Raw genomic sequence first — 15,461 nt, 5'->3', positions numbered from 1 at the left:
CTATCAACAGACTTAGCGAGGAGCGCAACCATGCACGAGATTCCTAATCTCCCCTTCCCAAGCCTGCACGTACCTGAGCAGACGACCACGCAACAAGCCGGCGCGGGGCAGCCCGAGCCGAAAGAAGCCGTTGAGAGCCGCCCGGCCGACAACGAAGAGTAAGACCCGTCGTACAGACCGTGTGGAAAGCGCTAACATGCGCTTTCCACACTGCCTGAACCCGAGCCCGCCATGACCGACGAATTCTCCGAAAGCCAAGCTGCCGTACTGATCGGCGCCACCGAGAAAATGATCGAGATCTGGAACCGTCTCTCGCCCGAGAAACAAGCCGCCCTGCTCGCCCGTTTCGGCAGCGAAGAAAATGCCCTGGCGGCGCTGGTCACCACACAACTGGTTGCCCCGGCCAAATCCTGAAGTAGCCTCCCGGCAAATAGTTTTACTTTTCCCGCCCCAGATCCGTCCGCGCCGGTATCATAAGCAGCCTATCTAATCTGCCGCTCCCGTGGATCGTTACCCATGTCATCCTCTATGCCAGAACCCCAGCGCCCCCTGGCGGTTACGCTGCAAGTCGTTTCCATCGTCCTCTTCACCTTTATCGGTTACCTGAACATCGGCATTCCGCTCGCGGTGTTGCCGGGTTATGTGCACAGTGATCTGGGCTTTGGTGCGGTGATTGCCGGTCTGGTGATCAGCGTGCAATACCTCGCCACCCTGCTCAGCCGCCCGTACGCCGGCAAGATCATCGACAACCAAGGCAGCAAACGCGCGGTGATGATTGGCCTCGCCGGGTGTGGTTTGAGCGGTGTGTTCATGCTGATTTCGGCGTGGACACCGAGCATGCCGATGCTCAGTTTGATCAGTCTGTTGATCGGCCGGCTGGTGTTGGGCAGCGCGGAAAGCCTTGTCGGCTCCGGCTCGATCGGCTGGGGCATTGGCCGGGTCGGCGCAGCAAACACCGCCAAGGTGATTTCTTGGAACGGCATCGCCAGTTACGGCGCACTGGCGGTCGGCGCCCCGTTCGGTGTGTGGCTGGTCGGCCAGTTGGGTCTGTGGAGCATGGGCGTCAGCATCATCCTGCTCGCCGCGCTGGGCCTGTTGCTAGCCTGGCCGAAAACGCCGGCACCGATTGTCGCCGGCGAGCGTCTGCCGTTCATGCATGTGCTCGGTAAAGTGTTTCCCCATGGCTGCGGTCTCGCGCTGGGTTCGATCGGCTTCGGCACCATCGCCACCTTCATCACCCTGTATTACGCGACCCAGCATTGGGACAACGCCGTACTGTGCCTGAGCCTGTTCGGCGCCAGCTTCATCGGTGCGCGCCTGTTGTTCGGCAACCTGATCAACCGCCTCGGCGGCTTTCGTGTGGCGATTGCCTGTCTGTCGGTGGAAACCCTTGGTCTGCTGCTGTTGTGGCTGGCGCCGGACGCACATTGGGCGCTGGCCGGAGCGGCATTGAGCGGGTTTGGTTTCTCGCTGGTGTTCCCGGCGCTGGGCGTGGAAGCGGTGAATCTGGTGCCGGCCTCCAGTCGCGGCGCAGCCGTCGGCGCTTACTCGCTGTTCATCGACTTGTCGCTGGGGATCACCGGGCCATTGGCCGGGGCGATTGCGGCGGGCTTCGGTTTCGCCTCGATCTTCCTCTTCGCTGCCCTCGCCTCGCTAAGCGGATTGGCGCTGAGCGTGTATCTGTACAAGCACACCGCCAAGTATCGCGAAGACTAGAAATCCACCTTGCCGCGCCCGGCCTTGATACTGCCGCGCTTGGTTTTCGATTCGAGTCGGCGCTTCTTTGAGCCGAGGGTCGGTTTGGTCGGACGGCGTTTCTTTTCGACTTTGGTCGCGCTGAGAATCAGCTCGACCAGACGCTCCAGCGCGTCGGCACGGTTGGCTTCCTGCGTGCGGTATTGCTGGGCCTTGATGATCAACACGCCGTCGCTGGTGATGCGACTGTCACGCAGCGCCAGCAACCGCTCCTTGTAGAACTCGGGCAACGACGAGGCCGGTATGTCGAAGCGCAGGTGCATGGCGCTGGAGACCTTGTTGACGTTCTGCCCACCGGCGCCTTGCGCGCGGATGGCGGTCAGTTCGATCTCGGCATCCGGCAGATGCACGTTGTTGGAAATCACCAGCATGGAAAAACGTCCGTAATCAGAACGCGCAGGATACCGCGAAACAGACCCACAACCTGCTGAAGATCCACTGCAGACCTTCGCCTGTTCACGCTGAGGTCAGTGCAATCGCCATCGATTTGGCAGAAATCGATCAGCCGCCCAAGTGCGCAACTTCTTGCGCACCTGCCTTCGAAAAAGCGCCCGCCAATCGCCTGCAGCCCACGTCACACGGGCCCTGTAGCCGAGTGCGCAAGAAGTTGCACAGCACTGCGCAACTTCTTGCGCACTTTGACGCGGTTTCCCCAGTAAAAATCGATTTATCCCACAGGCATCCGGCGCAAACCCTTACTGAGTAATGGCCATATAGTGGCTGGCACGGATTTTGATATCAAATCGGCACTAACGCCTGCTGAACGCAGGCAGGAACGACAGGGTCGCTCGCCGAGCCAGCCACCCTCGGTCAAAGGAATGACGCAATGAAAGACGCAATTCGCTTGGGCGACTCCACCACTCACGGTGGCAAAGTCCTCGAAGCCTTCTCCCAGACCGACCTCAACGGCAAGCCGATTGCCGGGGTCGGGCACAAGGTCAGCTGCCCGCTGTGCAAAGGGGTTTTCCCGATTGCCGAGGGCAGCAGCACCTACACCGTCGATGGCACCCCCATCGCACTGGACGGCATGAAAACCGCCTGCGGCGCCGCACTGATCGCCAGTGGCCCGAAAGGCGCTGTCGTCAGCTAATCCCGTTTTTGATTTTGATGCGTACCTCCGAGAGGCGGCTTGTTGTCGCCCGCTCGTTGAGGTCTTCAATTTTTGCCCGCAAAGCCCGGCCCTTGTTGGCGGGTGAGATGCCGTGATGACCACTGAAACTGCTGTCGCAAAACGTGAGCCCCAAGCTGCCATCGTTCCACTCAATGCCATCGACGTTCAGGACGTCGCCAGCAGTGCGGCGGCTTTCGATGCCTGGCTGCAATCCGCCACCGATGGTGTGGTTACGCTTGATCGAATCAAGAACTACGCCGGTTTCTTGCCGGTGGTCGGCAACATCATGGCACTGGTCGATGCACTGAGTGACATCGTCACCCTGTCGGACGCCAAGCAACGCGACTTGCTCACGTGGGCCAGCCTTGGCATCAACCTGATCGGCGTCTTGCCGTTGCCACCGTCGATGGCCGCAGCGCGCATGACCCTGCGGCCGACGCTGTTTCTGGTGCGTCAGGAGATGAGAGCCAGCAGCAAGTTGTTGCTCAGCACCTCCGTGATCGAGGTGCTGGTCGGTCACCTGAACGCCTCGATTATCGGCACCCTCGATGACTTTGTTGAGCAAGCCAAAGGCAAGTTGCCGGGGATTCTGGCGGACGCTGGCAAGCTCGGCGAACAAATCATCAACGAGATTGCCACCGGTATCGAAACAACGGCCCTTGGCCGGCTGGATGCCAAGGGCGATCTGGAGGAAGCCAGCGCAAGAGCCAGCGTCGGCCGCGGCCAACTGCTCAACGACCCCCTCGCGACGGCCGACAACTTTTTAGCGGCCGCCAACAGCGCCTTGAAAGCGGCAGGCAAGGGCTTGGCCAACAGCGTCGCGCAGAATCTGGTGTCGACCAAGTTACAGACACAGATCACCACCGAGACCGGCAAACTGCGCGCGATGGGCCCGGAACTGCGCACGCAGTTGAGCAAGCTCGACGATAAAAATGTGCAGAACTCCATCGGCTGGCTGCTGCAGATCCTCTCCAGCGCCGTGACCCTGTGGCGCAAGCGCAATGCCCATGGCCAGAACGCCGCGGTCCATACGGAGAAGACCGGCAAGGCGACCCACACGGCTGCGGAGGGCGAGTTGGGCGCTAACAACAAGCAAGTTCCAGCGAAAAGTGCGCCCAATCCGGAGAAAGGTCCCTGTAAATGCGCCACTGAATTCAGCATCAATTTTGCCTTGGGTTCGGAAAGCCTCAGCCATACCGATTTCAGCCTGCCCGGCCCCTTCCCGATCGAATGGACGCGCACCTACAACTCACGCCTCGACGCCTACGATCAGAGCGAACTCGGCGCTCGCTGGATCAACGAATTCACCACGCGTTTCGACTGCGTGGACGATGGACTGACGTTCTACGGCGCTGACGGCCGCGACCACAGCTATCCACTGCCAAAAGTCGGCCTGTTCCACTACGACGCCATCGAAGACATCACCCTGGTCCGCAACAGCGAAGATCAGCTGTTGCTATGCCGTGGTTTCGAGCGCAAGGAAAACTATGTCCGCCGTGGTCAGCGTTTTGTGCTGAGCAATATTTCGCTGCGCAACGGCGCCGGAGTGATGCTGCATTACGAGCATCGTCACGGCGAACACTCGCTGCTCTCCGACCTGATCACCTATCAGGAAAACGACTTCACCAAAGTCCATTTGCACCTGGGCACGATGATCGACGATCACGGCCGGTTTATCGGCCTCTGGCAGATCGTTGACGGCGAACCGCTGCGCCAGCTCTGCGCCTATCAGTACGACGCCTATGGCGACCTGATTCAGGCACAAGACGAGAACGGCGCCGTCTGGTCGTATCAGTTCGAGCATCACCTGATCACCCGCTACACCGACCGCACCGGGCGTGGCATGAATCTGCAGTGGGATGGCCAGAGCGCCAAGGCCAAAGCCGTGCGCGAATGGGCCGATGACGGCAGCTTCGACACGCGTCTGGAGTGGGACGAGAACATTCGTCTGACCTACGTCACCGACGCGCTCGGCAACGAGACCTGGCACTACTACGACATCCTTGGCTACACCTACCGCATCCGCTACGCCGACGAGCGTTCGGAATGGTTCTTCCGCGACGAGGCGAAAAATATCGTGCGTCGCGTGAATGCCGATGGCAGCACGGATCGCTACAGCTACGATGAACGCAGCAACCTGCTCGAACACATTCGCGCCGATCACACGGTGATGCATTACGCCTACGATGATCAGGATCTGCTGATCAAGATCAGCGATGCGGAGGGCGGACAATGGCAGCGCGCCTATGACGACCAAGGCAATCTGGTTGAAGCGCTCGATCCGCTGGGCAACAAAACCGAATACGCCTACAACAAATCCGGCCAGCCCACCGCGATCAAGGACGCCAACGGCAACGAAAAAACCCTCGATTACAACGATGCTGGGCAACTGGTGGAATACGTCGATTGCTCGGGCAAAACCAGCGCGTGGGAGTACAACGAACTCGGGCAAATGGTCTGCTTCACCGACGCCGCCGGCAACGCCACCGAATACCAATACAAGGCCGGCCAACTGGTGCTGATCAAGCACCCGGACAAGACCGAAGAACGCTTTGATCGTGACGCCGAAGGTCGGCTGTTGGCGCATGTCGACGCTCTCGATCGCTGCACCACGTGGAGCTACAGCGCGGCTGGTTTGATCGCCGAACGTATCGACGCAGCCGAACAAACCCTGCGCTACCGCTGGGACCGTCTCGGACGGTTAACGGCTTTGGAAAACGAAAACGAACAACGCGCGCACTTCCACTACGACCCGGTCGGTCGTCTGCTCGAGGAACGCGGTTTCGACGGCCGCAGCACGCGCTATCAGTACGACCCACTCACCGGCCGCCTCGCGCAATCGATCAATGGCCAACGCGTCATCTCTTTGAGCTTCGACCCGATGGGCCGCTTGACCGAGCGTCGCGCCACTCTGGGCGACCAGTCGCAAAGCGAAACCTTCGCCTACGATGGCAACGGCAACCTGGTGCTGGCCGACAACGCCGACAGCCGCCTGCAATGGTTCCATGACCCGGCCGGTAATCTGCTGCGCGAACACCAGCATTATCTCGGCCTGGAAAAACCCACCGTCGCGATCTGGCAGCACGAGTACGACGTGCTCAACCAACGAGTCGCCAGCGTGCGCCCCGACGGCCACCGCGTCAGCTGGCTGACTTACGGCAGCGGCCACCTGCTCGGCCTGCGCCTCGATGAACACGAACTGATCGGCTACGAACGCGACGACCTGCACCGCGAAGTCGCCCGCCATCAAGGCAACCACCTGCTGCAAACCCAGAGCTGGGACCCAGCCGGCCGTTTGCAGGAACAGTTGCTGGGACGCAGCGACGACAAATCCACGCTGCTCAAACGCGAGTACCAATACGCCGCCGCCGGCCAACTGACCGACATCAACGACAGCCGTCGCGGGCCGCTCGCCTATCGCTACGATCCGGTCGGTCGACTGCTCAGCGCCACCACACGTCAAGGCGTGGAAACCTTCGCCTTCGACCCGGCCGGCAACCTGCTCGACGACAAAGCGACAGAAATTCGCCGCCCGCTGGACCTGACACCACCGCGCAGCAAACTGGTTGACAACCTGCTGCGCGAATACGCCGGCACCCACTACGACTACGACGAACGCGGCAACCAGATCCAGCGCTGGCACAACGGCCAACGCAGCGACCTGCGCTGGGACCTGTTTGATCGACTGGTGCATTTCGAAGACCCGCGTCTGAGCGTTGACTTCGCCTACGACGCACTGGGACGCCGCCTGCACAAAAACTCGCGCGCGCATTACAAACAGCGTCCTGAAGCAGGCTCTCTCTGGAACAGAAACGAACACGCGCGCAAACAGCGCGAGCTGGGTTGCGGCTTCACCTTGTACGGCTGGGATGGCGACAACCTCGCCTGGGAAAGCAGCCCAGCGCAAAGCGATGGCGAGCCCGGCCGCACGGTTCATTATGTCTACGAGCCAGACACCTTCGTCCCGATCGCTCAGGCTGTGCGGCATGCGCCAATCGATCTGATCGGTTTGCCGGATTACAGTGGTGAATACAGCCTTGATGAAGATCCGGTGTGGAATCACAAGGCAACGGCATTACCGTTTGATGCGTTGGCGTGGTACCAATGTGATCACCTCGGCACGCCGCAGGAATTGACGGACTCGCAAGGCAACCTTGCCTGGACCGCGCAGTACAAGGCGTGGGGGCAGGTGACGGAACAGCGCTCGGAATGGGCGCGGCAGCATGGCGTGATGAACCCGATACGGTTCCAGGGGCAGTATCACGATCATGAGACGGGGCTGCATTACAATCGGTATCGTTATTACGATCCAAGCGTAGGTCGTTTTATCAGCCAAGACCCGATTGGCTACGCAGGAGGATTGAACCTCTTCGAGTACGCTCCGAATCCTTCGAACTGGGTCGATCCATTAGGATTGGCTAAAAAAGGCTCTCAATCTGGAGGCACACCCAAACAGGCTCAATCAAAGGTTAGAAGAGGCCAAGCACCTGCGGAGATTACTCGAATTGACGAGCCTGAACAGAGTGTACCTAGCAGCCAATGGCATGCACACTGCAAGTGCGGGTCCGGATACAATCTTGATGGGTCAATACATGATAAAGGAAAAGGGGACGTGACTTTTTCCAAGAAAACAAAAGAATGGCTAAACGATCATGGATGGAGTATTCCTTAAATGAAGCTGGTTGAACTTTATAACAAAATCATAAGTAAAGAACCGTACAACAATATGAACGTATTCTTTGAAAGCTACGAAAACTTCGAAGAGATACCGATCGTATCCAGATACAGCCGATTGGATTTTTTAAAAGAGGAAATGAATAACGATAAAGTTTCGGAGCTCCTAGTGAGCACCGCTATCTTTTTAATGAATTCTATAAAAATAATGGGGCCAACAGACAAGCCAGATTTCTACGCCATTACTTTCACCGATTTTGATGGACTGGATGTGGGCGATGTCATTATCCCAAATATTTTTGTTTATCCAGGGCCTGCTTCAAACGGGTTTGTGGATAAGATACGCGTAAAAAAAATAAAAGCAGTGTCACGAGAAATGAAAGAAGTAAAAAAGATCTTTGATATGTTAGGTTTTGAGACTGTTTTTGACTTTCATGAAAGCAGGTTTTATGACTCCGCATCCAAAGATGAAATTGTTAGGATTTTTGCCGTCCCAAAAATATCGAGCAGTAAAATTAAAGAGTCAAACTCTTTAAGCTCCGAGCCTTAAGAAGCCATTTACCAATAGTTGGTTTCTGAAAGCGCGGCGAGTAGTCGCGAAGCTAGATTTTTTCTTACAATGGGAACGGTCTTGAGTTTTTTCAAAGACTGCGGAGGGAGATATTGATGTCAGAGATTTCAAGCGAACTTTCCATGTTCTCCCCGAGAGACCTACAACTTTATGCGTCAAAACTTTTGCAGACTTATTGCACAGCCAAGTCTTTTCAGCACTGCGCCATCAACAATTTGATAGCACACCTGAACAATTATCCTGAAACCCATAACCTGAATGAATGGGAAAAAATTGGCGCTTTGTTGCCACTTAATGGGAGGGGCGATGATATGCCATCAGACCTTACTCAATCGATACCACCACAAGATATTGACGATTTTTGCCAGATTGTGGATAGCGCAGTCGAGGTCGGGATAGTTGATTTGTATGGCGCACCAACTGATCTACCAGCGAAGTTCATAGAGAACATGTCATTAATTCTCAGTAAAAACAAAATTGATATTTCCCAACTTTAGCAGAGGGATAAGACCACATTGCTCCCAACCTAAAATTTTGGTAAAGCGTTCCATGTTTATATTCCATCAAAGCTGCCTACGCCTAAGCGCGTCCCAATGTTCTTGGCCGCCGGTTGGCCTGTCAGCTATATCGAACCATTGCGGAACTTCATCCCGCGTGAGCATCCGCCACGGGACGCGCTAACCGCGATCTAGCGTTTGCACCTTTGAGCACCTGCAAGGAGAGGAAATCCTCGGGGACTAGCCTCACACCACCTTAAGATAGCCGCTCACGGACTCACGAGCGCATCTGGACTCGGCACCGAACTCCATCCCTATTTCGAGTATCATCTCCCCCTTTGCCCTCAAGACCTCAATGCAGGAAGCATAACCATGACCAACAAAGCAGTTATCGTATTCAGCGGCGGGCAGGACTCCACCACGTGCTTGATCCACGCCCTGACCCACTACGATGAAGTCCACTGCATCACGTTTGACTATGGTCAGCGTCATCATGCGGAAATTGAAGTGGCGCAGCAGCTGTCGAAAAAGCTCGGCGTGACCGTGCATAAAACGCTGGATGTGTCCTTGCTCAATGAGCTAGCCATCAGCAGCCTGACCCGCGATAACATTCCGGTCCCGACCGTTAACAGCTCCGGCGAGAGTCTGCCAAGCACCTTTGTTCCGGGACGGAACATTCTGTTTCTGACGCTGGCTTCTATCTATGCCTATCAAGTCCAGGCCAAAACGGTCATTACCGGTGTCTGTGAAACCGACTTCTCCGGCTATCCCGATTGCCGGGATGAGTTCGTCAAGGCCTTGAATAAAGCCCTTGAGTTAGGCATGGATTACAAGCTGCAACTGGATACGCCATTGATGTGGCTGAACAAGGCAGAAACCTGGGCCTTGGCTGATTACCACCATCAACTGGATCTGGTTCGCGAAGAAACACTGACTTGCTACAACGGCATCAAAGGCACTGGATGTTCCGATTGTGATGCCTGCAATCTTCGCGCAAAAGGCTTGAATGAATTCCTGAACAATAAAGTACAGGTGACTCAACGTTTGAAAGAGAAACTTGGCTTAAAGTAATACTTCAACAAGATGCGCTCACTCAAGCATGCCGAGTGAGCGCCCTCCCCTCTTTATTGCGTCTGCGCACCCGTCAGGTATTTCTTGAACAATGATCTTGCGCCGTAGGCCGGCAAGATATTAAAGAAGGCAAAACCTACCTTGATTGCGATCTGAACGTAGATCATGCCCAGTATCGCGCTATTTTCCATCGTTCCGTAAAAAGCGATGTAGCAGAACAGAAAACTGTCGATGATCACGGCAAACAATGTGCTTAAAAACACTCGCAAAAACAGAAACCTGGAGTTTGTGAGTTCTTTAATCTTGCACAACAGGTACGAGTTTATGTTCTCGGAAACCAGAAACGATATAGAAGACGCTACCAGAACTGCGGACAACTGACTGATAACATCATTGTAAGCACCATCGAGCTTCCAGCCCGGCAGCCCCGGAAGATGGGTCGTAATGGCCAGCAGAATGATGATCGCGGCGTTGCTGATGAACGCGAACAGAATCGCTTTTCGCGCGAGCCTCAGGCCAAACGTTTCGTTGAGCAAGTCAACGATCAGAAACGTCAGCGGATAGAGGAAGGTACCCGGCGTTACGACAATATCGAAATATTCCAGATAGATCGGTTTTGTCGCAGCAATACTGGTGAAAATATAAAGCGTGAACAGCATCAGGTTCAGGATGATGTAGATCATCCAGGAACTCTCATGACGGTCATTTATTTCGTAAGCGGTGAGTGCTCCGCCCTGGGAGTAAAACTTCTTGTAGAGGTTTTTCACTTCGATTTTATTCAGATTATCCATAATCTCACTATTCAACACTTCACTTAGCTTTATTTTAATTATTTTGCCTGTCGCGATGACCATGATGACGGCCAGGCTTTTTCCATTTTCGAACCCCAGCAACTTGTACTTGCTGTTTTCCAACTCAACACTGCAATCCATTAAATCGTTCCTCGATTACATCTCCGATCACGCATACACGATCCGTATCAAAGCTGCCTTCATGGCTTATAGATAACTTCGCTGTGATTTTGTCATACACCAGCTTTTCCCTGTCGCTGGTCGATGCTCCTTTCTGCACGATCAATAGATCGCCGGGTTCATTCATGCCGCTGATTTCGTTTTCCAGCAACACGCCAATCAGGTTAAAGGACGCGCCAAAATAGTAAGTCAGTGGATGGATCGTGGCCAACTCGCCAATTCTTTTATCCAGACTTTGCAGCAGCATACTTTCCTTGATGACAGGCACCGCCGCCGGATTCATGTTCCCCTGTGGCGAAATACTGCTTTCGATGATTTCCTTCTCTTCAAAATCAATCGTCTCTATTTCTTCGTAAGACACGCCGAAGAAATCAGAAATCTTGCGCACAGTGGACTGCTGGACATTGACCACCTTGCCTTCAAGGATGTTGTAGATGGTCGTTCGGGTCAAACCACTGGAGTTGCACAAGGACAGTTGCGTCTCCCCGCGACTCTTTATCAGATATTTGATGTTGTTCTTCAGATTCTCCGATCTTTCTCTTCTGTGCATCACATGCTTATCATCCATTTTTAACTGCAATCAATGTCACGTCCCGAATGATCATTCCGGACATACACAAGTGAGGTAGGAAATTGCAGTTATATCCCTGTCAGTGCCGCGCAGGATCATAGCATTCTCCCTCCCTGGGATCGGTATAAAAAGTCAGCTTTCACAGGCTGCTTCCGCCAACATGCGGGGCTATTTCAGCCTCGCTAATGACTCGTCAGTTCCTGTCGACTTCCACCCCTGGCCTGAAAATCGGCCCCGGGCAGTGCCTGTTTTACACCCGACGCGACCACAAAAAGAATCATTTTCTTTGAAGAATGTTCATTTTTTTGATTAATTCTGTGGCGTTCCTCACTGAAAAATCTATGATGCGTCAATCCGGCGTCGCATTCTCAAGAGTGAAATAACGAAAAACCGGGAGGCCTGTACAGGGTTTAGTTTTGCACGCACAGCGGCCAAAACACGGATTCGCCTGTACAGATCTGGCAAGCAAGGACATGCGCAAATCACGCAAAACCAGGGAAGGAATCAAGCAATGGCAGTCATTACTGAACCGCTCAAGAACCAGGCTGACTTGCTGCGACGCGGCCTGGCGGATCTTCGCGCAGAAGACGCCGAACTGGCGGCGATTCTCGACGCTGAAGTCACGCGTCAACAGCACACGCTTTCACTGGTCTCCTCCTCCTGCGCAGTCCAGCCGCGAACCTTGGCGGCCTCCGCTTCCGTGCTGGTCAACGTGACCGCTGAAGGCATGTCCGGCAAGCGTCACAGCGCTGGGTGCGAAAATGTCGAGCTGGTCGAATCGCTGGCCATCCGCCGGGCGCGGCAACTGTTCGGCGCGCAATACGCCAATGTGCAGCCACACTCAGCGTCGAACGCCGTTTACCAAGTGCTCACGGCCTTGCTTGAGCCCGGCGATACCTTGCTGGGCATGGCGGTGGAACACGGCGGTCATCTCACGCATGGCAGCCTCGCCGCGTTTTCCGGCGCCTACTACAAGGCGATCCAGTACGGCACGACAGCAGACGGCCTGATCGATTACGACAAGGTACGCCTGCTCGCACTCGCCCATCGCCCACGCGTCATCCTCTGCGGCGCCAGCGCCTATTCGCGCGAAGTGGACTTCAAGCGGTTTCGCGAAATTGCCGATGAAGCCGGGGCCATCCTGCTCGCCGACATTTCGCATATCGCCGGGCTGGTCGCCACCGGGCGCCATCCAAGTCCGATCGACGCCGCCCATGTCACAGTCACCTGCACGCACAAGCAACTCGCCGGGCCTCGCGGTGGCGTGATTCTCAGCGGTGCTGATGCGAACACCAAGATTCCCGGTTTGCGGACCACCTTCAGTCGCCTGCTGGATCAAGCCGTTTACCCGCGAATGCAAGGCGCGCCTGCTGCCAACATGATCGCTGCGAAGGCTGCCGCGCTGGGTTACGCAATGTCCGCAGCATTCGATGCCTGCATGGCACAGATCCGCAGTACGGCGGATGAAATGGCCAAAGCGTTTCAGGCCAAGGAGTATGAAGTGGTCGGCGGCTGCAGTGAGAACCACACGGTGCTGGTTCGCTTGCGTGGCGGCATGACCGGCGCTATCGCGGAGGCAGCGCTGGGGCACTGCGGGATCATCGTCAACAAACATCGCGTACCCGAGGATCCCCGCTCGGCACTGGTTACCAGCGGGATGCGTATCGGCACGGGCGCGCTGGCGCAACGCCGGGTCGATGTCCACGGCAGCCGCCAGATCGTCGATTTGATCGTGCGGATTCTGAATACGGTAGCGCCGCTCGGCGAACAGGATTACACCCTGGAACCGCTGCTCCTCACGCAGTTTCGCTCAGAGGTCGAAACCCTGTGCAGGGACTATCCTCTGGCCGACTATCAATAGCGCTTCAACATTTGCAGCCATAAAAAAACCCGGCGCTCAGGCCGGGTTTTGTGTTTCTGCGTCAGCGCTTACTTGGCAGCACCTGCCGTGTGCACGGCCTGCTGCGCACCGCGCTTGTTCTTGATCACGTAGCAGACCCACATGAACACGACCCACAGCGGAATCGCATACACCGAGATCTGAATGCCCGGGATCAGCAGCATCACACCAAGGATGAACGCAACAAACGCCAGGCAGATGTAGTTGCCGTACGGGTACCACAGCGCCTTGAACAGCGGCGTCTGCTGAGTCTTGTTCATGTGCTGACGGAACTTGAAGTGCGAGAAGCTGATCATCGCCCAGTTGATCACCAGCGTTGCAACCACCAGCGACATCAGCAGTTCCAGCGCGTGTTGCGGGATCAGGTAGTTGAGCAGCACCGCAACCAGTGTCACTGCAGCCGAAGCCAGGATCGACCGCACCGGCACGCCGCGCTTGTCGATCTTCGCCAGACCTTTCGGCGCATCACCCTGCTCGGCCATGCCCAGCAGCATACGGCTGTTGCAGTAGGTGCCGCTGTTGTACACCGACAACGCTGCGGTCAGGACCACAAAGTTGAGGATGTGCGCGGCGGTGTTGCTGCCGAGCATCGAGAACACTTGCACGAACGGGCTGCCGCTGTACGAATCGCCGGACGCGTTGAGGGTTTCCAGCAGGCTGTCCCATGGGGTCAGCGACAGCAGGATCACCAGTGCACCGATGTAGAAAATCAGGATCCGGTAGATCACCTGGTTGATCGCTTTCGGGATCACGGTTTTCGGCTTGTCGGCTTCAGCGGCGGTGAAACCGAGCATTTCCAGACCGCCGAAGGAGAACATGATGATCGCCATGGCCATCACCAGACCGCTCACCCCGTTCGGGAAGAACCCGCCGTGCGACCACAGGTTAGTGACCGACGCTTGCGGGCCGCCGTTGCCGCTGACCAGCAGGTAGCTGCCGAGCGCAATCATGCCGACGATCGCCACGACCTTGATGATCGCGAACCAGAACTCGGCTTCACCGAAGACTTTGACGTTGGCCAGGTTGATCGCGTTGATCAGCACGAAGAAGACTGCCGCAGAGACCCAGGTCGGGATGTCCGGGGCCCAGTAGTGGATGTATTTGCCGACCGCAGTCAGCTCCGACATGCCCACCAGAATGTACAGAATCCAGCAGTTCCAGCCCGACAGGAAGCCGGCAAAGCCGCCCCAGTACTTGTGCGCGAAATGGCTGAAGGAACCGGCCACCGGCTCTTCGACGATCATCTCGCCGAGCTGGCGCATGATCATGAAGGCGATGAAGCCGCAGATGGCGTAGCCGAGAATCATCGACGGGCCGGCGGATTTCAGTACCCCGGCCGAGCCGAGGAACAATCCGGTACCGATCGCGCCACCGAGGGCGATCAGTTGAATGTGGCGATTTTTCAGGCCGCGTTTCAGCTCGCCTGATTGCGAGGGTTGTCCACTCATGAAAAAGGTCTCACGCAAGGTTTGATGGTGTTCAGTAGACGTTGCTGCAAGGTTGCGATTTCAGGCAGCCCCGATCAAACCCCAGCGCAGGCACCAGGAGTTCAGCTTGTTTACAACGGTCATGCGTCACCTGTTTGTTTTTATCTGTGACGAAATCGAACCCGAAACGCTTGTGGCGCCACGGAGTGAACAAGGCGGATAGCCTTGAGATTTGCGCGATTACGCAGAGGGTCACAGTTAAAACGCGGCGCATTGTACACCGCTAACCCCCTGCTGCCAGACCCCGCTGGATCAGCGTGATGGTTGCCGGGATTGCGTGTGTCCGCCTCGAGATACTCGAGCGGCTGCAAAAATTGAGTCAGGCCTTTGCAGGCCATCGGCGTGGACGAGGAAAAAACCGTCCCACGGAGAGAGGTGGAGATCAGTCACGGCGTTCATTGCGCCTCCTTCTTGTTATGCACCTGCACGACAGGCATGGGGCGCATCTCACCCTGCAAACGGCGCTGAAACAAGCGTGCCAGAGCCCTGCCCGGCCCGCGGCGGAGCAGGCTTCGGCAGCTTTTCCTTACAGCGGGCATGACGGGTTGGTTTCACTCGGTTTTATCGGGTTTTTCGTAAATATTTCTTTACGATGCGTAACGCAGAGTTTCCATTTCAGAAATATCTGTCAGACGTCTGCAAATTGACGGTCGCTAGCTTGCTAATGAAAAACACGACTTAGTTTTTTGTTTTCAAATAAGAAAAACCCAGTGAAAAAACAGAATAAAAAGTCTATTTAAAAATTAAATGAATAATTTTTTGCATTACAAAAATCCGTGAACTAGGTTCTTCACGTCTTGCCGGCCACCTCGACCGGCCAGTCACAACCGTGAAAGTCATCTAGGAGATCGAC

The 15,461-nt window shown here is 55.9% G+C and carries 13 protein-coding genes; 9 read left to right on the top strand and 4 right to left on the bottom strand.

The window, feature by feature from the left end:
• Positions 1 to 30 precede the first annotated feature (30 nt).
• The 3 genes from AC5SEM_RS04270 (at position 31) to AC5SEM_RS04260 (ending at position 1,716) form a co-directional block, all read left to right on the top strand.
• Positions 31 to 162, top strand: a complete 132-nt coding sequence (locus tag AC5SEM_RS04270; RefSeq protein WP_016987951.1) for a hypothetical protein — start codon at positions 31 to 33, stop codon at positions 160 to 162.
• A gap of 69 nt (positions 163 to 231) precedes the next feature.
• On the top strand, positions 232 to 414 hold the full coding sequence (locus tag AC5SEM_RS04265; RefSeq protein WP_025113527.1) for a hypothetical protein: 183 nt from the start codon (positions 232 to 234) through the stop codon (positions 412 to 414).
• A gap of 114 nt (positions 415 to 528) precedes the next feature.
• Positions 529 to 1,716, top strand: coding sequence for an MFS transporter (locus AC5SEM_RS04260; protein WP_176091702.1), 1,188 nt, complete (start codon positions 529 to 531; stop codon positions 1,714 to 1,716).
• On the opposite strand, the gene arfB is transcribed toward AC5SEM_RS04260, so the two are convergent.
• Positions 1,713 to 2,126 carry an alternative ribosome rescue aminoacyl-tRNA hydrolase ArfB gene (arfB, locus tag AC5SEM_RS04255; RefSeq protein WP_007920134.1) on the bottom strand — a complete coding sequence of 138 codons (414 nt, stop codon included), beginning with the start codon at positions 2,124 to 2,126 and terminating at the stop codon, positions 1,713 to 1,715. The two genes, AC5SEM_RS04260 and arfB, sit on opposite strands and share 4 nt — an antisense overlap.
• Before the next feature lie 455 nt (positions 2,127 to 2,581).
• Here arfB and AC5SEM_RS04250 point away from each other — a divergent pair, with 455 nt between their 5' ends.
• The 5 genes from AC5SEM_RS04250 (at position 2,582) to queC (ending at position 9,679) form a co-directional block, all read left to right on the top strand.
• Positions 2,582 to 2,845, top strand: a complete 264-nt coding sequence (locus AC5SEM_RS04250; protein WP_108225915.1) for a PAAR domain-containing protein — start codon at positions 2,582 to 2,584, stop codon at positions 2,843 to 2,845.
• A gap of 115 nt (positions 2,846 to 2,960) precedes the next feature.
• Complete coding sequence (locus AC5SEM_RS04245) at positions 2,961 to 7,538, top strand: RHS repeat-associated core domain-containing protein (protein ID WP_495472251.1); 4,578 nt, start codon at positions 2,961 to 2,963, stop codon at positions 7,536 to 7,538.
• Complete coding sequence (locus tag AC5SEM_RS04240; RefSeq protein WP_495472250.1) at positions 7,539 to 8,090, top strand: Imm15 family immunity protein; 552 nt, start codon at positions 7,539 to 7,541, stop codon at positions 8,088 to 8,090.
• A 116-nt stretch (positions 8,091 to 8,206) separates the two neighbouring features.
• Entirely contained in the window at positions 8,207 to 8,608 is a 402-nt protein-coding gene (locus AC5SEM_RS04235) for a hypothetical protein (RefSeq protein ID WP_495472249.1), read from the top strand.
• Positions 8,609 to 8,980: 372 nt separating this feature from the next.
• Positions 8,981 to 9,679: a 7-cyano-7-deazaguanine synthase QueC gene (gene queC, locus AC5SEM_RS04230; RefSeq protein ID WP_007919656.1), complete on the top strand. Its 699-nt coding sequence runs from the start codon at positions 8,981 to 8,983 to the stop codon at positions 9,677 to 9,679.
• Between the two features lie 53 nt (positions 9,680 to 9,732).
• Here queC and AC5SEM_RS04225 read toward each other — a convergent pair whose 3' ends face one another.
• Complete coding sequence (locus AC5SEM_RS04225; RefSeq protein ID WP_007919658.1) at positions 9,733 to 10,611, bottom strand: queuosine precursor transporter; 879 nt, start codon at positions 10,609 to 10,611, stop codon at positions 9,733 to 9,735.
• Positions 10,595 to 11,200 (bottom strand): helix-turn-helix transcriptional regulator, encoded by a 606-nt coding sequence (locus tag AC5SEM_RS04220; protein WP_077571669.1) that lies wholly within the window; start codon positions 11,198 to 11,200, stop codon positions 10,595 to 10,597. The genes AC5SEM_RS04225 and AC5SEM_RS04220 overlap by 17 nt, the downstream gene beginning before the upstream one ends.
• 532 nt (positions 11,201 to 11,732) lie before the next feature.
• On the opposite strand from AC5SEM_RS04220, the gene glyA reads away from it, so the two are divergent.
• A complete protein-coding gene (gene glyA / locus AC5SEM_RS04215; protein WP_495472248.1) occupies positions 11,733 to 13,082 on the top strand; it encodes a serine hydroxymethyltransferase in 1,350 nt (449 codons plus the stop codon).
• Between the two features lie 68 nt (positions 13,083 to 13,150).
• Here glyA and AC5SEM_RS04210 read toward each other — a convergent pair whose 3' ends face one another.
• The gene (locus AC5SEM_RS04210) at positions 13,151 to 14,569 is read right to left on the bottom strand and encodes an amino acid permease (protein WP_495472247.1); all 1,419 of its coding nucleotides are present in this window, start codon (positions 14,567 to 14,569) and stop codon (positions 13,151 to 13,153) included.
• Positions 14,570 to 15,461: the final 892 nt, after the last annotated feature.

It is taken from the genome of Pseudomonas sp. CH61 (assembly GCF_059429415.1).
This window is presented reverse-complemented; position numbering and strand designations above follow the sequence as displayed.